The organism is Bacillus sp. DC4300-2b2, assembly GCF_049895685.1.
Classification (GTDB): Bacteria; Bacillota; Bacilli; order Bacillales; family Bacillaceae; genus Bacillus; species Bacillus safensis.
On the sequence record NZ_JAFCSW010000003.1, the window covers coordinates 70,729 to 91,977 of the forward strand.

Here is a 21,249-nt window from a genome sequence, read left to right on the forward strand (position 1 = left end):
CTATATGGAAGAAAGGTATTCGTATGAAATCAATTTTATCATTTTTAAAGCCTTATCGGCTGTCCGTTGTGTCCATTGTCATTCTCACCTTTTTAAGCAGTATGCTCCAGCTGTATTTACCGACGTTAACAGCAGATATCGTTGATGTCGGTATCGTCCAAGGAGATATTGCTTACATATGGAAGGTTGGCGGCTGGATGGTGGCATGTTCTTTACTCGCCATTTTGCTCACCATTTGGAAGTCTTACTTGTCATCAAAGACAGCTCTTGGCTTCGGCCGTGATATGAGAAGACAGCTGTTTGTGCATGTCGAACAATTTTCATTAGAAGAATTTCAAAAGATCGGCACGTCTTCCTTTATTACTAGATCAACAAATGATGTGAAACAAGTCCAAGATGTGACGATCATGATTTTACAAATGATGACGCGGGCCCCGCTTATGCTTGTGGGCGGAATTATTTTGGCTGTTTCCAGGGATGCTGTCCTGTCTCTTATCTTTTTAGCAGCCCTCCCCCTTCTTGGAGGATTTATCTATTTAGTGTCAAGAAAAGCCATTCCGCTATTCGGCCAGCTTCAGAAAAAAACAGACCGGCTGAATTTAATTATGCGAGAATCTCTTTCAGGCATCCGGGTCATTCGTGCATTTAACCGTGTAGATGATGAAAAGGAGCGATTCCAAGAAGCTAACACGTCCTATAAGGATACTGGCCTTAGAGTCAACCGATTAATGGCTTACTTGTTTCCATTTATGCTGATCATCATGAACTTCACGAATATCGGTATTGTCTGGCTTGGTGCAAACCGAATTGATGCCGGAGAAATGGAAGTTGGGAATCTCATTGCCTTCATTCAATATGCGATGATGATTTTAATGGCACTGATTATGCTGTCGATGAGCTTTATTATGGTCCCAAGAGCACAAGCATCAGCTAAACGTATGAATGAAGTGTTAAACATGGAACCAAAGATTAAAGACAAAGAAGAGTCTATGACTGAGCTTCACGAGCCCGCCCACTCCATTCGCTTTGAGGATGTGTCATTTTATTACTCAAATGCAGAGAAACCGGCCGTTCAAAATATAACGTTTGAAGCCAAAACTGGCGAAACAACAGCCATTATCGGAAGTACGGGTTCTGGGAAAACTACCCTTCTCCAGCTGATGACGCGTTTTTATGAAGTGACAGAGGGCCGGATTACATTAGATGGTGTAGACATTAGAGAGCTGCCTCAGGAGAAACTGAGAAACCAAATGGGCTATGTCTCTCAAAAAGCTGTTTTATTCAGCGGAACCATTGCCGACAATGTGCGTTTTGGCAAGCAGGATGCAAGCGATGAAGACGTCTGGCAGGCGCTGCGAACCGCGCAGGCCGAAGAATTTGTTTTGCAAAAAGATGGCGGAATTGAAGGAGAAATTGATCAAGGTGGTTCCAATCTATCCGGCGGCCAAAAACAGCGGCTTTCCATTGCAAGGGCGCTAGTGCGAAAACCATCATTCTATCTGTTTGACGATAGCTTTTCAGCACTTGATTACAAAACAGATGCCAAGCTGCGGGCATCATTAGAAGCAGAAAAAGCACATGCAGCCCTCATCATTGTCGCACAACGAATCAGCACAGTGAAGCATAGTGATAAAATCATTGTACTTGATGAAGGAAAAATCGCAGGTATCGGAACACATGAACAATTAATAAAGGATAATCTTGTGTACCAAGAGATTGTCGCATCACAGGAAGGTCAGGAGGTGAGCGAGGATGAGTAAGAAAATGTCTTCCGGCATGGGCCATAAAGGCGCCCACCCTAAAGGGCCAGCCGCAAAACCGAAGGAATTTAAGAAAACACTGCTTCGGTTGACAGGCTATTTAAAACCAAGAAAATTTCAGCTGATCATCGTCTTTATTGCAGCAATTGGTTCAACTGTCTTTAATGTCATTAGTCCAAAGCTGCTTGGGGATGCCACCTCTTCCCTATTTGACAGCTTTACGAATGGAACAGCTGTTCAATTTGATGTCATTTCACGAATACTTTTGCTGCTTGTCGTCCTGTACGTAGTTGCTTCTCTCTTTTCATTCGTTCAACAATATATCATGGCCGGTGTCTCTCAACAGACCATTGCTGAATTACGCCAAGAAGCAAATGACAAGCTCACACGTCTCCCCCTTCGTTATTTTGATAAAACAACCCACGGGGACACACTAAGCCGTGTGATGAATGATATCGATAATATTAATACATCGCTTCAGCAGGCGCTCACCCAAGTGATTACATCTGTTATTACAGTGATTGGAATTGTCGTGATGATGCTTTTCATCAGTCCCTTACTTACGTTGCTTGTTTGTTTGACGCTGCCACTCAGCCTGTTTGCGATTCGCGGCATTACGTCATTTTCTCAAAAGCATTTTAAAGCGCAGCAAAAAGAGCTTGGGACGATCAATGGCCATATTAATGAGATGTTTACAGGACATCAGACAGTTCGTGCGTATGGCTACGAAAAGAAAGCAATCGATACATTTGATCAATTAAACGAAAAGCTGTATGAATCCTCAAGGAAAGCGCAGTTCATTTCTGGTTTAATGATGCCAATGATGACCTTTATCGGGAACCTTGGCTATGTGGCAGTCAGTGTAGCCGGCGGGATTCTTGTCATTAACGGGAATATTCGTGTCGGGGATGTTCAGGCGTTTATACAATACACCCAGCAAATGTCTCAGCCGCTTGTGCAAGCATCAAGTGTCGCAAACTTAGTTCAATCAGCGATCGCTTCTGCTGAAAGGGTCTTTGAAATCCTTGATGAGGAAGAAGAAAGTACCGAAGAAGATGCGGCGATTGATCTTGCTTCACTCTCAGGTGATGTGAGCTTTGAACAAGTTCAATTCGGATATGAAAAAGATCATCCAATTATTAAAGATCTTAATTTAGATGTGCAAGAAGGACAAACAGTTGCCATTGTCGGACCAACAGGCGCAGGAAAAACAACCATCATCAATCTTTTAATGCGTTTTTACGAGCTAGATCAAGGCTCCATACGCATTGGCGGTGTCAAAACAACTGATCTCAGCCGTCAGCAAGTACGAGAATTATTTGCGATGGTTCTTCAGGATACGTGGCTCTTTGAAGGAACGATTTACGACAACATTGCCTATGGCAAGCAGCACGTTTCCAAAGAGGATGTCATCAAAGCCGCCAAACATGCCTATGCGGATGATTTTATCCGCACGCTTCCAGATGGATATGATACACTCTTAAAAGAAGATGCCGGCAACCTGTCACAAGGTCAACGCCAGCTGTTAACCATCGCCCGTGCCATTTTATCTGATCCAAAGATCTTGATATTAGATGAAGCAACAAGCAGTGTGGATACACGGACAGAGATGCATATTCAAAAAGCAATGAATGAATTGATGAAAGGCAGAACGAGCTTCGTGATTGCACACAGACTTTCAACAATTAAGGATGCAGACCTCATTTTAGTCATGAAGGATGGAAGCATCATTGAAAAAGGATCGCACAGCGAACTTTTAAAACAAAAAGGCTTCTATGCAGATTTATATATGAGTCAATTTGCCGAAAATCAAGTTGGTTAACATCAAAAAAGAGGGTAAACACGCATGTCACATGCTGTCTAGCCTCTTTTCAATTGTTATCTGCTCGCTTCTTCACTTTTACACTGAGCTTCGTTATATACTCTGCTTCATCTTTAGACATGAGCGAATGAAGTAAATACTCCTCAAATACATCTCCATCCAGCAACATGCCCTCTTTCTCGATTTCATCTAATAAATGCGAATAAGCAGACTCAATCTCATCATATGTTCCTTGATCATATATCACCGCATAGATCCCACCAGGTTTTTTCACTGCCCCCGGTCCATCCATTCGGCAGAACAGTTGATCTGACTGATGATAGTGGCGCTTACGAAACTGTTCCTTTTTTAAGACAGAACCATTTGCCGCAGCCCCTTTTATGCCAACTTCCTTTAGAAATTCCCCTACAATACGTGATATTTCTTCTACAGGTGTATTTAAATCGATCGGGTTTGAAGCACTTAGTATGACTGGTTCTTCTGGCAGCTCTTGAAACAGGACCTCTCCTATTTTCACAGTTGATAATTCATGCGTTGTCTCGATCACCCGCATAAGAAAAGCTTGGATATCTTGCAGCTTTTCAATCTCTTGTTTGACCCTTTCTACTTGGTCGGCCGCTAGGCTTTGCAGTCTTTCGCGGGAAGGTTCTGTGAAATATTGTTTTAACTCTTTGATCGGAAATTGAACAGCTCGCAAGGATTGAATCGCAATAAAATGGTCAAATTGCTCAAGTGTATAGTAACGGTATCCATTTTCATGAACACCAGCCGGCTTAAATAAATCGATTTTATCATAATACAGAAGCGTATCTTTTTTTACATCAAATAGCTTGGCAAATTCTCCAGTGAAAAACGTTTTTTGCACATCATTGATCATGATGAAGGCTCCTTTCTTGACTATGGAGTAACTCCATACTTTATCATAACATGCAGAAACACCACTACGCAGGGAAAGGATAAGAAAATGAACAAAATAACTCAACATGAAGTGACATTAGCACAAGCAAATAAAGAGGATTTCCCTTCTATGAAAAAAGAGCTTCAGAAAGCTTTTACAGCTGGCGTGATCGACGCATTTGGCGATGCGCAGGATGGACCGATTCCGCCAGATGCAGTAATTGATGAATCTTTTTATTCGAATGAACACATTGTTTATCATATTATGCTAAATGGTGAAAAGGCAGGCGGTGTTGTCATCAAAATCAACCAAGAGACACATCACAACTCGGTTGATTTGCTATACATCTCCTCATCCTCTCACGGCCGCGGCATTGGTCAGGCAGCATGGAAAGCCATTGAGGCGCAATATCCAGAAACGATTGTATGGGAAGTTGTGACCCCTTATTTTGAAAAACGTAACATTCATTTCTATGTCAATAAGTGCGGCTTTCAAATTGTTGAATTTTATCACTTACACCATCCAGATCCAAACGCACCTTGTGAAGCAGATCAAGGCAATGAGCCTTTAGCATCTGAGGAATTTGAATTTTTTAAATTTGAGAAAGTCATGAAGAAAAACTGTTCAAACGTATGATAACGTGTATTTCTTTAAGATAAAGTTAAAAACACTACCCATAAAAAGGTAGTGTTTCTTGAATCTTTTCTAGCTTCTAATCTGACCGTCGCCACATAGAAGTAGCTTAGTTGTCGTGAGTGCAGGAAGTCCCATTGGACCTCTTGCGTGGAGTTTTTGAGTAGAGATGCCGATTTCAGCTCCATAGCCAAGTGCGCCGCCATCTGTAAAGCGAGTCGATGCGTTATGATAAACAGCCGCCGCATCGACTTCGTTTAGAAACGTGAGTGCATTTTTTTCATCTTCTGTCACAATGGCTTCTGAATGCTTTGTGCCGTACTGATCGATATGGCTGATCGCTTCCTCGATTGAATCGACTACCTTTACCGCAAGATCAAGACTTAAATACTCATCTGTCCAATCCACTTCTCCAGCAGGAACCGCGTTTGAAAAGTAAGACTCTGCTGCCTGATCACCATGTACAGTGACATGGTGATCCTGCAAAGCTTCATTTAATGAGGCTGCATTCTCTTTCAGCCAATCGCGATGAATGATTAGCGTCTCAAGTGCATTACATACAGCCGGACGATTCGTTTTCGCATTGATCACAATCTCAATGGCTTTTTTCACATTTGCGGTTTGATCAATAAAGACATGACAGTTTCCTGTCCCTGTTTCAAGCACTGGGATAGTGGATTCTTCCACCACTGTTTTTATTAAGGAAGCTCCGCCTCGCGGAATTAACACATCGATCCATTCTTTTAGTTGAAACATCGCCTGAACCGATGAACGGTCTGTTTGTTCAATCAATTGCACCGCATCACGAGGAATTGTTGTTTGATCCAATGCTTCATGAATCACACTGACAATGGCTTTGTTGGAAGAAATAGCGGAGGAACCGCCTTTTAAAATCACTGAGTTGCCTGCCTTTAAGGCAAGGCCTGCTGCATCGACAGTGACGTTCGGTCTCGCTTCATAGATCATCCCGATCACGCCGAGCGGTACTCTTCGGCTTTTCACATGTAAGCCGTTATCAAGAGTCCATTCATCCAATATTTCTCCAACAGGATCTGTTAATCTCGTCACGAGCCGCAAACTTTCAGCAAACTCATGAATTCTTTCTTCATTTAACATTAACCGATCTAAGAGTGCCTCTGAGAAGCCCTTTTCTTTCCCAGCATTTAAATCCTTTTGATTCTCCTGTAAAATGAAGCGGCTTTTTTGCTCTAACGCTTCTGCCATTTTAAGCAGCGCGTCATTCTTTTCCTCTGTCTGAAGTAAACTTAGTTTTTTTGAAACGTACTTTGCTTTTTTCGATTTTTCTTTGACCGATGTGACAACTTCAGCTGTCAGTGTCATGGAATTCCTCCCTTTTGGTTAACAAACTGGAATCGATAAATCTAAATGACAAACAAATGCTTCAAGATCGACGACATGAACGATTTCATCTTGTAACAAGTCACTCTTACGTGCGAGTTCATCTGACGCATAATTCACAATGCCAAGCCCTATTTCTCTTCCATCTTGATCTAAAATACGGACGACATCGCCTTTTTTAAATGAACCTTTCACACTGACAATCCCATCAGAATCAAGACTTCCCTCTCGGTGCAGGAGAAATTCCTGTGTTTTCTCTTGAACCACGATCTCACCCTTTGGTCCAGAATGAAAAGCAATCCACTGCTTTTTATAGTTCAGCGGCGCTACATTTTCGTCAGCGGTAAAATAAGTGCCGTCCTCTGTCCCATTGATCGCTTTGTCTAAAATGTGAGGCGTATCTGCTTTTCCTAAAAAGCCATTGATACCTGCGGCCATTGATATTTTAAAAGCATCGAGCTTTGATTTCATTCCGCCTGTACCCACGCTGCTGCCTGCGTCTCCAGCAGCTGCTTCGATGTCTTCTGTAATGTCAGTGACTTCAAGAATTCTCTTCGCATTTGGATTTGTATGAGGATTATCTTCATACAAGCCATCAATATCAGATAAAATGGCAAGGAAATCCGCATCAATTAAGCCAGCTACTTTTGCAGACAATGTATCGTTGTCTCCAAACTTCAACCGATTGATCGTCACTGTATCATTTTCGTTAATAATTGGGATGATGCCTCGATCTAATAACACATTCATTGTGTTGCGCACATTTTGATATCGCGTTTCATCAGAAAAATCACTTCTTGTGATTAAGAGCTGTGAGGCAATATAACCGTGTGATAAAAATAAAGTAGAATATGATTCCATTAAAAGCCCTTGCCCAATTGAGGCAGATGCCTGCTTTTCCGGCAGTGTTTTCGGTCTATCGATAAATCCTAGTTTTCGGTAACCAGCTGCAACCGCACCAGATGAAACCAAAATGACTTCGTGTCCTTCATCTTTCAGTTTCACAATTTGATTGACGAGGTTTTCTAGTTTTTTCAAACTAATCTCACCTTGAAAGCTAGTAAGAGAGCTGCTTCCGATTTTCACAACAATTCGTTTTCTCTCTTTATCTGCGTACACCTTATCACTCCTGTACCTGAACTCTATTTATATAGATACTTTTTGTTTTTGCTGATTGCTTATCTCTTTTGATCGATTGGCAGCATGTTTGACAGCCTGCTTGATCGCTTCTCCTCCGCCAAAATCATCTAATGCATTCAGTCCAGCAGCAGTTGTTCCATTTGGTGACGTAATTTTCTCTCTTAGGACTGAAGGGTTTTCCTCTGTTTCTTGGAGCATTTTTGCCGCACCGAGGAGTGTCTGCGCGCCAATTTGGCGAGACAATTCCTTTGATAAACCTGCCTCTTCCCCTGCTTCTTCGATTCTTTCCATTAAGAAATAAAAGTAGGCAGGCCCGCTTCCAGCAATTCCAGTGAAGATATCCATTTGCTCTTCCTGAATGGTATAGACTTCGCCCATTTCAGATAAAAGAGCCTGACTTATGCTCATATGATCGTTTTTCACGTATCGTCCAGCAGATAAAGCAGTCGCTGATGCCCCGATTGTACTTGAGGTATTTGGCATGACCCTTATTACAGGCTGACCTTCGTGCAGCATGTCTTCAATATACGATAGCTTAACACCTGCAAGGACAGACATGATGAGCTGCTCTGACTGAATACGAGGTTTTAATGATTCAAGTGCTGCTTCAGCATCCTTTGGCTTCATGGCCAGGATCAACATATCCATTTCTTCAAAAGGAAATGAATCCATTTCGGCTGTTTGAATTCCGTATTGTTTCGTTAGTTCATTCAATCGATGTTGATTTTGTCTGTTTGTTGCGTAGATTTGGCCTAGCGGCATCTGTCCTGATCGCACAATCCCTGCAATCATTCCTTCCGCCATAGAACCTGCTCCAATGAAAGCAACTTTCTTTTGATCAATGATATTGACCCTCTCCCTTGTTCGCTTTTTGTTCGCGTTTTTCGCACGTTAGTAATCGTAACATGATGAGAAATCGTGTCAAGAAAGAGCCAGCGCTTTTCAAAAGTCCCGAATGCATGGCGGACAGCTTGCTGCAAGTATGTTAGCCGTGTTTTTCAAATACAGTGATTTAGATCAAAAGAACTATAATAATTTGAATCATAGGACCCTTTCATTCGACTGAATTCATCATTTTATTTTTGGTTTCGGTGACTTCAATTCTATTTTTTAGAAAGCGCTCTCATTTTAATGACTTTCTATTTTCCTATATGGTGAATGTGCTTGAATCTTTCGATTAGACTATTGACATATTTTAGAAAACATGTCCGTTGAAATGATTTTTTACTGGTGATACCGTGAAAGAGAAATCATGTGAAAAAGGAGCGTTCATAATGAAAGTGAAAGAAAACTATGTCAATGTGATTCCAATGAAAGAAATCCGTTCTACCGATGACCTTCTTTTCCCATTCCCTATTTACAATGAGCTGCGTGCAGAAAGTGATATTAGATTTGATGAGACAAGAAAGTGCTGGGATCTCTTTCGATATGCGGATATCCAGTCTGTTCTAAAACAGCCTAAAGTGTTCTCTTCACAGCGGGGAAGAAGCACGTCTAAAACAAGTATTTTAACGATGGATCCTCCAAAACATACAAAGATGAGAGCGCTCGTGAATAAAGCATTCACTCCAAAAGCGATCAAACAATTAGAAGATAAGATCAAAGACCTGACACATGATCTATTAAATCATGTCAAGGATCAACGTACCTTTGATATCGTGCAAGATTTAGCAGCTCCCCTGCCAGTGATGATCATCGCTGAGCTTCTCGGTGCAGAGGTGCAGGACAGAGAGCTGATTAAAAAACATTCTGATGCCCTTGTGGCAGGTGCTAAGGATGAATCAAAAGAAGCCATTCAGGCTGTTGTAGATATGCAAAAACGCGCTGAAGAAGAGCTGTCCATTTATTTTACTCATCTGATCAAAAAACGAAAAGAAACGCCTGCGGGTGACTTGATCTCGCTTCTCATTCAAGCTGAAATCGATGGAGAGCGTTTAACAGAGAATGAACTGCTTGGCTTTTGTATTCTATTACTTGTTGCAGGCAATGAGACAACGACCAATTTAATAACCAATGCCGTACGACTGCTGACAGAGCAGCCGCATATCGCTGAATCCGTTCGACAGGATCCCTCTCTTATTCCTCAATTAACTGAGGAAACATTGCGGTATTATCCACCTGTTCAAGCCATTGGTCGAATCGCCGCAGAGGATGTTGAAATTGCTGGCGCACGCATTGAAAAGGGAGACTACCTCATCGGCTGGGTTGCTTCAGCAAATCGGGATGAACAGAAGTTTGAAGATCCAGATACGTTCCGGCTTGACCGGAAATCAAATCCGCATATGAGCTTTGGGTTTGGCATTCATTTCTGTCTCGGTGCACCGCTTGCCCGGCTTGAAAGCAACATTGCGCTTGATGTTTTACTCCACACGTTTCAAGATATCACCTGCGTAACAGATCAGCTAAAACCTATTCAAAGCACGTTTGTTTTTGGGGTAAAAGAATTTCCTGTACAAGTCACCCGTTTTTAAAAGTCCCTTTTTCAGGGGCTTTTTTTCATTTTCTTCAATTCATCATCTCTTTCTTACCTTCCACCTCCGAACATGCTAAAATAAAGTCCATACAAAGCGATAACGGAATGCAGAAAGGAAGCCGAAAACTCATGACCGATTATACAGCGATGAAAGACGGAATTTTCAAATCAGTTTGTTCGTTAGATTGCCCGGATCAGTGCGGTCTTTTAATACATAAAGAAAATGGAAAGATCGTGAAAGTGCAGGGAGATCCGGACCACCCTGTCACACAAGGAAACATATGCAACAAAGTGCGTAATGTCACAGCCCGTTTATACGATGAAAAAAGACTGACCACTCCTTTAAAACGTGTTGGCCGAAAAGGCGAAGCACAGTTTGCGCCGATTACGTGGGAAGAAGCCATTGAAACCATTCGTCAAAAATGGACAAAGCTGATCGAAGAAAAAGGGCCAGAAAGCATTCTGCCTTACAGCTTCTATGGGAACATGGGCAATCTCAACGCAGAAGGAATGGACCGTCGCTTTTTTTATCGTCTTGGTTCAAGTCAGTTAGACCGGACGATCTGTCAGTCAGCGGGAACGACTGGCTATAAATATACAATGGGTGCAAGCATTGGGACAGACCCTGAAGACACCATTCATACGAAACTATTTATCTTTTGGGGCATCAATGCCGTATCGACCAATATGCACCAAATCACCTTGGCACAAAAAGCGCGAAAGCAAGGAGCTAAGATTGTCGTGATTGATGTTCACAAGAACCAAACCGGCCGGATGGCAGATTGGTTCATTCCGCTTCGACCTGGTACTGACAGTGCGCTTGCCCTTGGCATCATGCATGTCCTTTTTAAAGAGGAACGTACAGATGAAGCCTTTTTAGAGACTTACACGGTCGGCCATAATGAGCTGCGCGAGCATGTGAAGCAGTATGATCCAGACACAGTTGAGCGAATCACGGGTGTCCCTAAGGATGACATCATGACACTAGCTAGAATGTACGCTGAGACATCACCATCTCTCATTCGCATTGGGAATGGTTTGCAGCACCATGATAATGGCGGGATGAGTATTAGAACGATTTCCTGCCTCCCTGCCCTGACTGGTCAATGGCTGCACAAGGGCGGCGGAGCGATGAAATCAAACTCTTCTTTCCTTAGCTATAATGAAACAGCTCTTCAGCGGCCGGATTTATTAAAAGAACGCACACCTAGATCATTTAATATGAACCAGCTGGGAAGTGTGCTGACAAGCGCAGAGCCTTCCGTTGATTCTCTCTTTATCTACTCGTGCAACCCAGCAGTTGTAACACCTGAAGCGAATAAAGTCAGAGAAGGTTTGCTGAGAGAGGACTTATTTACAGTGGTTCATGATTTATTCTTAACAGAAACAGCGGCGTATGCAGACATTGTTCTGCCGGCGACATCTGCCTTTGAAAATGAGGATTTCTATACATCATATTGGCATCATTATATTCAAATTCAGGAGCCAGTGATAGAACGCTACGGAGAAAGCAAATCTAATACTGAAGTATTCCGCCTGCTCGCTCATGCGATGGGCTTTGAAGATCAAGCCTTCCGAGAGACAGATGCTGAGCTCATGGAACAAGCTCTTCATCATCCAGAAAATCCGCATTATGAGGACATTTCATACGAAGCATTAAAAGAAAAGAAATGGATCAAAGCAAAGCGTGGATCTTTCGAGGAATTAAAGCTTCAAACCCCAAGCGGGAAAATTGAGCTTTATTCTGAACAAATGAAAAAAGACGGGTATCCAGCACTTCCAACCTATGTGCCCCTTTATCAGGAAAGCGATTATCCGCTTACCTTTATACCGGGGCCGAACCATAATTTTTTGAATTCCACCTTCTCACTTCATGAAAAGCATCAAAAGCTTGAGAAATTTCCGAAGCTTCACATGAATGAACAGGATGCAAAGGAAAGAAAAATTGAAGATGGTGACATGGTCCGTGTGCTGAACGACCGAGGAGAGTGTGAGCTTGTCGTGTCAGTCGGTCAAAATGTTTTATCTGGTGTTGTGGTCAGTCAAGGATTATGGGCAGATCAAAAAGGCAAAAAGCATTTAGTGAATGGATTAACACCTGATCGATTGGCAGATATGGGCGGCGGCGCGACGTTCTTTTCTGGAAGAGTGGAAGTTGAAAAATTATCATAGAAAAAAGCCAGCCGTTTGTTGCTGGCTTTTTTCATATGCTTTTATCGAATCATCAGCTGATTCGTCATGACATTCGCACTTCCGTTGCTTCGATAGCCTTCTACAGTTAATGCTGTTTCATACATTTTTCCCATTGGCATGCCTAAGCTTTCCCATTTTTTAAAATGCTCACTGACGGAGACAGTTCCGCTTGTGCGTTTTGTTTGACGTACACTCCAATATTGTTTGAAGGTAGCGTCTCCAATGATAGAAGGCTGATTGACACGCAGCGTTTCATATATGTCATATGTGCCTCCATCGGCATAAAATGATCCTTTATACGTTCCTGTTGGACGATATGTGCCCCATGACTCAACAATGTAGTATTCAGCTAATGGAGATTGTGTCCAGCCATAGACACATAAATAGGAATTCCCGCCCGGGTTAAAGGCTGCGTTGTAGTTGATGGAGATGTTACCAAGTTGATGATGAGTTTTAGTGGAATCAAACTTCTTTCCTTTTCGAAATAAGGCATTTCCGATATTGTTCCAGCTTGCACTAAATGCCCCGCCGTTATTGAGAGTCATCGAGGTATTTCCGTAATCCTTCCATAATTCAAAATCGTATCCGCTGTGTGTACCTATCCTATTATCATAAATCGTTTCCGCATGAGCTGGCACAGCCGTCAGTGTCAGCACAAATCCAATACACATCACAAACAACAGCCTCAATCTTTTCAAATTCATTTTCCATTCCTCTCCTTTTTTCATTCGTATTGTTCTGTCATCCCTAAGATGAAAAACCCATCACCTCCTTTCATGCACTTTCTGCTAGATGGAACGATACGGCTTTAACCCGGCATGGATGTCTTTTGTTTGTGTATAAATCCTTTGATACAAATGAAATAAATCGGCATATACTTCTGCATGCTGCTGATTTGGCTCATAAACAGCAGCTTGATGGATCAATTGATTAGCACATGCTTCAAGTGATGGATACCACCCGCAGCCAACCGCGGCAAGCATGGCTGCACCTAATGCAGGCCCTTGTTCATTTTCTAACTGGATGACGTCAGCCTGAAAAATGTCTGCTTGCATTTGAAGCCATGTCCGGCTTCTTGCACCGCCGCCAATGGACACAATAGAATCTATGTTTTTTCCTGCCTGCCGGAATAATGCGATAGATTCATTTAGCGAAAAGGTAATTCCTTCTAACACAGCTCTGACAACATGTGCCCTTTCATGCCTGCTGTCTAATCCAATCAAGCTGCCGCGAATGATCGAATCCGCATGAGGTGTTCTTTCCCCGACTAAATAGGGAGTAAAGAGCAATCCTTTCGCTCCTGGCGCTACATGAGCCGCACCTTCTAAAAGTGATTGGAACGATTCCTCACGAGCTAGTAAGTGTTTTGCCCAGTTAAGACTATATCCTGCTGAAAGGGTGACACCCATTGTGTAAAAAGCGTCTTTTTTTGCATGATGAAACAAATGCAAATTCCCTTGAAGCTCCCTTTCATGATCCTCTTCGTAGGAGAGAATGACCCCAGATGTGCCGATGCTACATAACGTGCGGTCAGAGGATAAGATGCCAGCACCAATTGCTCCGCAAGCATTATCTGCCCCGCCGGCAAAAACCTTCGCGCCTTCTTTCATCCCAACATCACGTGCAATGTGTGGCAAAAGTGTACCAACCTCCGCCTCTGATGTGACAAGCGGCGGGCAAATATGAAGAGGAATATCAAATGCCTGACATATCTCCTCACTCCACGTCTGTTCACCGATATTTAACAGCAAAGTGCCAGCCGCATCAGAATAATCAATATGGACAGCGCCAGTTAAACGAAATCTGACATAATCTTTTGGAAGTAAAAACATGTCGATTTGCTGATCAATATGAGGTTCATGTTCCTTTACCCATAGTAATTTAGGCAGTGTGAATCCTTCTAACGCCTGGTTTTTTGTGATCTTTTGCAGCCGGTCTCCCAGCTTTTTTGTCATGTGTGCACATTGTGCTGTCGTTCGTGTATCATTCCATAAAATTGCAGGGCGGAGAACTTCGCGAGATTCATTTAATAGAACTAAACCATGCATCTGTCCGGAAAAGCTGATGCCTTCTACTTGCCTTGAATGAACAGGCTGCTTTGCCATCAGTTCTTTCATCACAGCTATTGTCTGCTCTACCCAATCCTCGGGATGCTGCTCACAATGTCCCGGTTTCTCTTGAATGAGGCGGTACGGCTTAGAGGCTTCGCAGCACACCTTTCCGCTCTCATCGACTAATATCGCTTTGACCCCGCTCGTTCCAAGGTCAATTCCCATCACATACTTCATGTTTTCACTCCTTCAAAACAGGTCCGCCCCTTCAATTAATCTTCTAACAAGTATTGATTTAAACGGGCTTTCAGCTGTTCCTCTCTTCCCGATTCGTTTCTGATCAAAGGATGTTTCAGCGCATATTCTTCTAATGTATGAAAGTTTGCCTTCCCTTCTGAAATGTCAAGTCCAATTCCTTCAGAAAAGCTGCGATACCGGTGCTTTATCACATCTTCAAACACACGATCTTCTATGAGTCTATGAGCGACCCGCAGTCCCTTTGCGAATGCATCCATTCCGGCAATATGGGCATATAAAATATCGTCAAGTTCAAAGGAAGCTCTTCTCACTTTTGCATCAAAGTTGAGACCGCCAGCCCCTAACCCGCCATTTTGCAAAATTTCATACATGGCAAGAGTAGTGGCATACAGATCAGTTGGAAATTCATCTGTATCCCACCCAAGAAGCGAATTGCCTTGGTTTGCATCAACAGAACCGAGCAGCCCATGAATTCTTGCGACACGCAATTCATGCTCAAACGTATGGCCAGCGAGTGTCGCATGATTGGCTTCGATATTTAATTTAAAATGAGAATCTAATCCGTATTGCTTTAAAAAGGCGATGGATGTCGCTGCATCTGTGTCGTATTGATGAGTAGTTGGCTCCTTTGGCTTTGGCTCAATTAAAAATTGACCTGTGTACCCAATTTCTTTTGCATAATCAACAGCCATATGCAAGAAGGCCGCCATGTGATCAAGCTCTCTTTTCATATCTGTATTGAGCAGCGTATCGTACCCTTCTCGTCCACCCCAGAAAACATAATTTTCTGCACCAAGTTCTTTGGCGGTTTCGATGCCTTTTTTGACCTGTGCGGCCGCATAGGCAAAGACATCTGCATGACAAGATGTCGCAGCACCGTGTACAAATCTAGGATGCTTGAACATATTGGCCGTGTTCCACAGCAGCTTTACTCCGCTTTGCTTCATGTATTCTTTCATTCTTTCTAAAATGATGTCTAATTGTTGATTGGTCTCTTGAAGCGTCTCTCCCTCTGGCGCGATATCGCGGTCATGGAATGAAAAATACGGAACATCCAATAGGTCAAAAAGTTGAAAAGCGACTTCCAATCTTGCTTTTGCTAAATCCATTCCGCTATAGGAGTCCCATGCTCTCCGCATCGTGCCCGTTCCAAACATGTCAGTTCCATCAGCGGTTAATGTATGCCAATAAGCGACTGAAAAACGCAGGTGGTCTTTCATTGTTTTTCCGCCAATCACTTCGCTTGGATTATAGTATTGAAAAGCGAGTGGATTTTTTGATTGTTTTCCTTCATATTGAATTTTGCCGATTCCTTCTAAGCTGTATAACGTTTTCATATTTGATTTGGCCATTCTTTATTCCTCCTGATTAAACTTTGTAAGTTGATTCAACAAACTAATGAACAATCTATGAGAAAATCACTTTGAATTTTCCATATTTTTTAGTTTTTTAGAAATATTTTCGTTATAATAAAGTTAAAATCATCTATCTTACTGAATACATGCTGAAAAAAGCAGCTCTTCTCAACTTAATCTAAAGACGAAACAAATGGAGTGGATAACGTGGATATCGCTGATCAGAACTTTGTAAAAAAAATAAATCAAAAACTATTATTAAAAGAAATTCTCCAGCATGCGCCCATTTCGAGAGCAAAACTATCTGAACGCACTGGATTAAATAAATCGACTGTTTCTTCTCAAGTAAGTACGTTAATGAAAGAACATCTTGTCTATGAAATCGGTCAAGGTGAGTCTAGCGGCGGGAGAAGACCGGTTTTACTGATGTTTAATAAACGTGCTGGCTGCTCCATCGGGATTGATGTTGGCGTTGATTATGTCAATGGCATATTAACAGACCTTGAAGGGTCCATTCTTTACGAAGAGCAGATCAAGCTCCCACCCAGTTCTCCTGATGTGACGATACGTAAATTAATTGAATTAATACAGCAGCTCATCACACAAATGCCCTCTTCCCCATACGGGCTCATTGGCATTGGCCTATGCATACATGGTTTAGTGGATACAGGTGAAAAAATCGTGTTTACGCCCCATTCCAAATGGAAAAATGTTGATCTGAAAACCACGCTCCAAGACACATTCAAAGTACCGATCTTCATTGAAAATGAAGCAAATGCCGGTGCATATGGTGAAAAAATCTTTGGTGCCGCTAAACATTATGACCATTTGATCTATGCAAGCATTGGCACTGGCATCGGGATCGGAATCATCATCAATCATCATTTATACAGAGGAGCGTACGGCTTTTCTGGTGAAATGGGACATATGACGATCGATTTTAATGGACCAACATGCAGCTGCGGGAACCGTGGGTGCTGGGAATTGTATGCATCTGAGAAAGCCTTGTTTCAGTCTCTTCAAACAGATGGTCAGCATATCTCCCATCAAGAACTGGAACAGCTGGCCAAGTTAAATGATATGAGAACGCTCAATGCCCTGCGCAACTTTGGTTTTTACCTTGGCGTCGGTCTCACAAACGTCCTTCATACCTTTAACCCGCAAGCCATTATTTTAAGAAACAAAGTGATCGAATCACATCAGACGGTTCTACATGTGATTGGGGAGGAGGTATCCTCGCGAATGGATACGCAATTCAGCTCACAGGTAGAGCTGCTCCCCTCATCATTAGGACACAATGCACCAGTATTGGGGATGACATCTCTTGTCATAGAAGCTTTCCTGCAAGATGCCACCCTCACAACATGACCTCTTTTTCCAAAAAAGACAGCCCGTAGTAGCGCGTTGTCTTTTTTTATTCATCTTTTTCCTCATAGCGAAAATAGTGAAAATCAGCAGGCAGACGCTCGCCGCTCGTATCTTGACACTGCATACCGACAAATGCCCCTGTAAAAAATCCCCCACCTCTAATGAAATCATCGGATAAATGGATGGATTCAAGCGGCACATCAATTTCTTTCCACTCTTTTTGATCAAAAGAATAAGAATATTTATATGTCTCTTTCTGTACAGTCACTTTTAAATAGACATAAGTGACCTCGTCTGGAATGATGATTTTATGTGTCAATGGCTGAGAAAAGGCAAGGTTTTCACAGACAGATAGCTCAAGCGTGCGCCCAAGTTCCTCATCATATGTCACCTGAAGTGCTGTCCAGTTTTCCGTATTATAATAATTCACAAGACCAGCGGCTTGCTGAAAGTTTTCTGGGAAGAACGAAACAGCTGTCTCTGCTTCAAAATAAAAGCTTTGCCAGCGCCTTGCAACAAAAGCTTGGGTAAACTTAGACGTTAAAGATTCGTGACCGAATAACCTTAAATGCTGAGGTTTCTCCGTTAACGAACCAATCTGATCAGTAAACGGAATTCTTAATGTTTGGAAGTGTCTATTTAGTGTTGATTCTTTAAATTCATCGACTGTATGATAGGTTGGTGCAAAAACCTTTTCTTCGATCTTTGGCGCTTCAACCTCAAGCGTCCCCTCTTTTCCGCCTACAACATAAGGCCAGTCATCCTTCCATTCTAGCTTTTGTATGGCTGTTTCTCTTCCTAAAGGGCACCACCCTCTCTGTTGAAAAATAGATTCCTTGCTTGATTGAATCGGGCGACCAGTGAGATGAGCGAGATACCATTCATTTGTATGCGTTTGAACGATTGAAGCATGCCCGCATTTTTGAAGCGGATGTTCAGGCGCATGGAAGGCACTTAAAATCGGGTTATCAGGATGAACCTCATAAGGCCCTTCAATATGCCGGGAGCGGGCGATCGTTGCCGCATGCTCATACCTGGTACCTCCTTCTGCCGTTAATAAATAGTAGTAGTCACCGATATGATACAGATGCGGCGCTTCTGTCAGTTTAATCGGTGTGCCTTTAAAAATGACCTTCCTTTGACCGATGAGCTTCTTTTCAGCCACACTATATTCCTGCAAGGCAATACCTGCAAAGGAATGGTGCTTTTCTCTATGATCCCACAGCATATTTAAGACGTATTTCTTCCCGCTTTGATCATGGAATAAAGATGGATCAAACCCGGAGCTGTTGAGCCGGATCGGTTCACTCCAATCGCCGTCCACTTCGCTCGCCGTGACCAAATAATTATGACCGTCTTTAAATGGACCATCCACTACTTTGATATCTGAATAAATAAGCCAAAATTGCCCATCGGCATAGCTTAAGCACGGTGCCCATACTCCGCCAGAATCAGGATTCCCCTTCATATCCAGCTGCGAGGTTTTTTGCAAAGGACGCGCAGCAAGGCGCCAATGGACGAGATCATTTGAATGATAAATTTGCACCCCTGGAAACCATTCAAATGTAGAGACAGCCATATAATAATCTTCTCCTACACGGCAAATACTTGGGTCAGGGTTAAACCCTTTGAGCACTGGATTGGTAATCTTCATTGAACTTCCTCCTCTTTCAGAGACCTACATTTTAAAATCGTCCATATGATCGATATATACCTTGTCTCTGTTCTCAAGCTCCCGTACGACTTTTTTATGTTTTTCTTCATCTAGGTTATAAAAATTAATATCCACCATCGCTAAAATCAGTAAGCATACAGGAATCACCGTTGTCGTGATTAAAATGCCCAGTAATGCTTCTGGTGTTTGCATTTGATTCGCAATATAGCCAAAGCGATCGAGTACAAGCCCTGGCACAATCCCGCCTAATGCCATCCCAAATTTAAAGAAGAATCCGATGATGGCATAGATGAGCCCGCCCATCCTTTTCCCTGTTTTATATTCGCCATATTCAACGGTTTCAGGAATGAGCGCCCACATGTAAGCACCGGCTGTAATACTTCCTGCAGCTGCAACGAGCCTGAAAATAAGTATTAAAGTGATTTGACTCGGCGGTATCACAAGTAATGCAAGAAGTCCTACAATATTCAGCAATAATGAATAATTCAGCAGCTTTTTCTTTCCTAACAGCTTGTGCAGTTTTGGAATAAACGGCAGCACCATTAAAGCTGGCAGACTGCCAATGAGTCCGTACCATTTCACTAAATCTTCTCTGCCGAGGTTATACGTCACATAATAGATCCCAACAGAGTTGCTAATCGAGTTCACGCCAAAAATAATAATAAAGAAAATGCTTAATACAACAAGCGGACGATTCACACGTAACTGGACAAAGATATCACTGAACTTAATTTTTTCCTCCGGCTTTTGAAGCGTGACACGTTCATTCGTGCTTTTAAAACAGAAAATAAGTAATGCACCGCCAAGAACGCCGAGAAAAGCCATCGTCATCTGCCAGCCGAGAGCTGTATTTCCAGTTTTATCACTCAAAAAAGTCGCAAGAAAGGGAACAAAAAAAGCAACAACTAGACCTCCGAGATTAGCAAAAAGCATACGAACAGACGTAATACTGACAACCTCTTGGTTATTTCTTGTCATTGCGGATGTTAAAGCACCATAAGGAACATTGATGAATGTGTATGTAAGCGATAAACCAACATACGTGATGTAGGCATAAACGAGTTTACCCATTTCAGAAAAATCAGGTGTCGTAAAGCAAAGGATGGCGAGTACCACAAAAGGAAACGCACCGAATAACAAGTAAGGTCTGAACCTGCCAAAACGGCTGTTCGTTCGATCCACCAATGCACCAATAAACGGATCTGCAAGCGCATCAATGGCGCGAACAACTAAAAACATCGTCCCTGCTGCCGCCGCTGATAAACCATACACATCTGTATAAAAAAATAATAGATACGTAGAGACAGTTGCATAAATTAAGTTACATGCGAAATCTCCTGAAGCATATCCCACTTTTTCAGACATACGAATCTTTTTTAAATTCTCACTTACCATGAGCTTTCTCCCTTCTTCTCTTAGCCTCTTCTAATGAACAGATGATGGAGGGCAGCAGCAGTCAATGCAATGAATATAAAGCGCTTTCAATTTGTTGTAAAAATGAAGCTGAACATCTAATCCTTCAGCTTAGCCCACATACGCAGCAAATGATTTGAATGACAGAATCATCCCCTTTAGTAGTCGGATCATTACTTAAAACTCATCTTAGTTTATCGACTAAACAAACTAAGATGAGTTCATTTTATAAAATCTGATCTGACTTTTCAATATTTTTCGAAAAAATAATCCAAATAATTGATTTCTTGTCAGTTTTCTGCTGAAATGACGTGAAAAAATGAAGTGAATCATTTAATGGTTGCAATTCAGCTCATCCCATGCTATATTTATCAAGCGATGAGCTGAATTGTGTAAGTCGGGTAACATGTCTCCTTGAGACACACACGAATGTGGCGTGTGGTTATTCCGCCTCAATACGCAAAAGACATCTTCTCAGGAAGATGTCTTTTTTCTTATCCTATTTTTGTTCCATTTTCTACAGGCTCATCTGTTGCTAGTAAAACTACGTCTTCTTTTGACGGCATGCCCCCTAATACAAGCACTTCTGATTTGAACCCTGCAATTCTTCTTGGCGGAAAATTGACGACTGCTACGATTTGCCTGCCAATGATATTCTCAGCTGTATACCGTTTTGTCAGCTGAGCACTGGATTGCTTTAGACCAATCTCTTCACCAAAATCAATCTTGAGTTTTAATGCAGGTACTCTTGCCTCTGCAAAGAATTCTGCTTCGATAATCGTCCCAACACGAATATCTAACGCTAAAAACTGTTCAATATCTGCCATCTGATTCTCTCCTCTTCATTCAAG

16 protein-coding genes are annotated in these 21,249 nt (G+C 42.3%); 6 read left to right on the plus strand and 10 right to left on the minus strand.

All coding sequences use genetic code 11. From position 1 onward, the window contains the following. Positions 1-23: 23 nt before the first annotated feature. Together ACP69X_RS10175 and ACP69X_RS10180 are read left to right on the plus strand one after the other, a co-directional pair. Positions 24-1,760, plus strand: coding sequence for an ABC transporter ATP-binding protein (locus ACP69X_RS10175; protein ID WP_073979189.1), 1,737 nt, complete (start codon positions 24-26; stop codon positions 1,758-1,760). Beyond that, positions 1,753-3,582, plus strand: a complete 1,830-nt coding sequence (locus ACP69X_RS10180) for an ABC transporter ATP-binding protein (RefSeq protein WP_426052661.1) — start codon at positions 1,753-1,755, stop codon at positions 3,580-3,582. Before ACP69X_RS10175 ends, ACP69X_RS10180 begins: the two co-directional genes overlap by 8 nt. A gap of 49 nt (positions 3,583-3,631) precedes the next feature. On the opposite strand, the gene ACP69X_RS10185 is transcribed toward ACP69X_RS10180, so the two are convergent. Then, positions 3,632-4,459: a MerR family transcriptional regulator gene (locus ACP69X_RS10185; RefSeq protein ID WP_041085635.1), complete on the minus strand. Its 828-nt coding sequence runs from the start codon at positions 4,457-4,459 to the stop codon at positions 3,632-3,634. Positions 4,460-4,546: 87 nt separating this feature from the next. Here ACP69X_RS10185 and ACP69X_RS10190 point away from each other — a divergent pair, with 87 nt between their 5' ends. After that, on the plus strand, positions 4,547-5,116 hold the full coding sequence (locus ACP69X_RS10190; RefSeq protein ID WP_075612388.1) for a GNAT family N-acetyltransferase: 570 nt from the start codon (positions 4,547-4,549) through the stop codon (positions 5,114-5,116). 69 nt (positions 5,117-5,185) lie between these two features. Here the strand turns inward: ACP69X_RS10190 and ACP69X_RS10195 are convergent, their stop codons facing one another. From ACP69X_RS10195 to proC, 3 genes are read right to left on the minus strand one after another with little or no spacing between them, the layout of a single operon-like run. Next, positions 5,186-6,454, minus strand: coding sequence for a glutamate-5-semialdehyde dehydrogenase (locus ACP69X_RS10195; RefSeq protein ID WP_426052662.1), 1,269 nt, complete (start codon positions 6,452-6,454; stop codon positions 5,186-5,188). Between the two features lie 18 nt (positions 6,455-6,472). Further along, complete coding sequence (gene proB / locus ACP69X_RS10200; protein WP_041085641.1) at positions 6,473-7,591, minus strand: glutamate 5-kinase; 1,119 nt, start codon at positions 7,589-7,591, stop codon at positions 6,473-6,475. Between the two features lie 27 nt (positions 7,592-7,618). Then, the gene (gene proC / locus ACP69X_RS10205; RefSeq protein ID WP_041085643.1) at positions 7,619-8,416 is read right to left on the minus strand and encodes a pyrroline-5-carboxylate reductase; all 798 of its coding nucleotides are present in this window, start codon (positions 8,414-8,416) and stop codon (positions 7,619-7,621) included. A gap of 470 nt (positions 8,417-8,886) precedes the next feature. Here proC and ACP69X_RS10210 point away from each other — a divergent pair, with 470 nt between their 5' ends. Both ACP69X_RS10210 and ACP69X_RS10215 read left to right on the plus strand, forming a co-directional pair. Beyond that, positions 8,887-10,083: a cytochrome P450 gene (locus ACP69X_RS10210; RefSeq protein ID WP_041085645.1), complete on the plus strand. Its 1,197-nt coding sequence runs from the start codon at positions 8,887-8,889 to the stop codon at positions 10,081-10,083. A gap of 131 nt (positions 10,084-10,214) precedes the next feature. Continuing rightward, entirely contained in the window at positions 10,215-12,257 is a 2,043-nt protein-coding gene (locus ACP69X_RS10215) for a molybdopterin oxidoreductase family protein (protein WP_041085647.1), read from the plus strand. Positions 12,258-12,298: 41 nt separating this feature from the next. Here ACP69X_RS10215 and ACP69X_RS10220 read toward each other — a convergent pair whose 3' ends face one another. The 3 genes from ACP69X_RS10220 to xylA form a co-directional block, all read right to left on the minus strand. Then, entirely contained in the window at positions 12,299-12,982 is a 684-nt protein-coding gene (locus ACP69X_RS10220) for a glycoside hydrolase family 11 protein (RefSeq protein ID WP_024422656.1), read from the minus strand. 84 nt (positions 12,983-13,066) lie between these two features. Continuing rightward, the gene (gene xylB / locus ACP69X_RS10225; protein WP_269103409.1) at positions 13,067-14,566 is read right to left on the minus strand and encodes a xylulokinase; all 1,500 of its coding nucleotides are present in this window, start codon (positions 14,564-14,566) and stop codon (positions 13,067-13,069) included. Positions 14,567-14,601: 35 nt separating this feature from the next. Continuing rightward, a complete protein-coding gene (xylA, locus tag ACP69X_RS10230) occupies positions 14,602-15,939 on the minus strand; it encodes a xylose isomerase (RefSeq protein WP_041085654.1) in 1,338 nt (445 codons plus the stop codon). Positions 15,940-16,149: 210 nt separating this feature from the next. On the opposite strand from xylA, the gene xylR reads away from it, so the two are divergent. Continuing rightward, positions 16,150-17,310 (plus strand): transcriptional repressor XylR, encoded by a 1,161-nt coding sequence (gene xylR / locus ACP69X_RS10235; RefSeq protein WP_075611513.1) that lies wholly within the window; start codon positions 16,150-16,152, stop codon positions 17,308-17,310. Between the two features lie 46 nt (positions 17,311-17,356). On the opposite strand, the gene ACP69X_RS10240 is transcribed toward xylR, so the two are convergent. From ACP69X_RS10240 to csaA, 3 genes are all read right to left on the minus strand, one after another. Continuing rightward, positions 17,357-18,964 (minus strand): glycoside hydrolase family 43 protein, encoded by a 1,608-nt coding sequence (locus ACP69X_RS10240; RefSeq protein WP_426052663.1) that lies wholly within the window; start codon positions 18,962-18,964, stop codon positions 17,357-17,359. A gap of 24 nt (positions 18,965-18,988) precedes the next feature. Beyond that, positions 18,989-20,380, minus strand: a complete 1,392-nt coding sequence (locus ACP69X_RS10245; RefSeq protein ID WP_041085660.1) for an MFS transporter — start codon at positions 20,378-20,380, stop codon at positions 18,989-18,991. 512 nt (positions 20,381-20,892) lie between these two features. Then, the gene (csaA, locus tag ACP69X_RS10250; RefSeq protein ID WP_039179228.1) at positions 20,893-21,225 is read right to left on the minus strand and encodes a chaperone CsaA; all 333 of its coding nucleotides are present in this window, start codon (positions 21,223-21,225) and stop codon (positions 20,893-20,895) included. Between the last annotated feature and the right edge of the window lie 24 nt (positions 21,226-21,249).

Coding starts and splice junctions, on each gene's coding strand:
- ACP69X_RS10175 (WP_073979189.1), top strand. CDS start 24: ATGAAATCAATTTTATCATTTTTAAAGCCTTATCGGCTGTCCGTTGTG.
- ACP69X_RS10180 (WP_426052661.1), top strand. CDS start 1,753: ATGAGTAAGAAAATGTCTTCCGGCATGGGCCATAAAGGCGCCCACCCT.
- ACP69X_RS10185 (WP_041085635.1), bottom strand. CDS start 4,459: ATGATCAATGATGTGCAAAAAACGTTTTTCACTGGAGAATTTGCCAAG.
- ACP69X_RS10190 (WP_075612388.1), top strand. CDS start 4,547: ATGAACAAAATAACTCAACATGAAGTGACATTAGCACAAGCAAATAAA.
- ACP69X_RS10195 (WP_426052662.1), bottom strand. CDS start 6,454: ATGACACTGACAGCTGAAGTTGTCACATCGGTCAAAGAAAAATCGAAA.
- proC (WP_041085643.1), bottom strand. CDS start 8,416: ATGGCGGAAGGAATGATTGCAGGGATTGTGCGATCAGGACAGATGCCG.
- ACP69X_RS10210 (WP_041085645.1), top strand. CDS start 8,887: ATGAAAGTGAAAGAAAACTATGTCAATGTGATTCCAATGAAAGAAATC.
- ACP69X_RS10215 (WP_041085647.1), top strand. CDS start 10,215: ATGACCGATTATACAGCGATGAAAGACGGAATTTTCAAATCAGTTTGT.
- ACP69X_RS10220 (WP_024422656.1), bottom strand. CDS start 12,982: ATGAATTTGAAAAGATTGAGGCTGTTGTTTGTGATGTGTATTGGATTT.
- xylB (WP_269103409.1), bottom strand. CDS start 14,566: ATGAAGTATGTGATGGGAATTGACCTTGGAACGAGCGGGGTCAAAGCG.
- xylA (WP_041085654.1), bottom strand. CDS start 15,939: ATGGCCAAATCAAATATGAAAACGTTATACAGCTTAGAAGGAATCGGC.
- ACP69X_RS10240 (WP_426052663.1), bottom strand. CDS start 18,964: ATGAAGATTACCAATCCAGTGCTCAAAGGGTTTAACCCTGACCCAAGT.
- ACP69X_RS10245 (WP_041085660.1), bottom strand. CDS start 20,380: ATGGTAAGTGAGAATTTAAAAAAGATTCGTATGTCTGAAAAAGTGGGA.
- csaA (WP_039179228.1), bottom strand. CDS start 21,225: ATGGCAGATATTGAACAGTTTTTAGCGTTAGATATTCGTGTTGGGACG.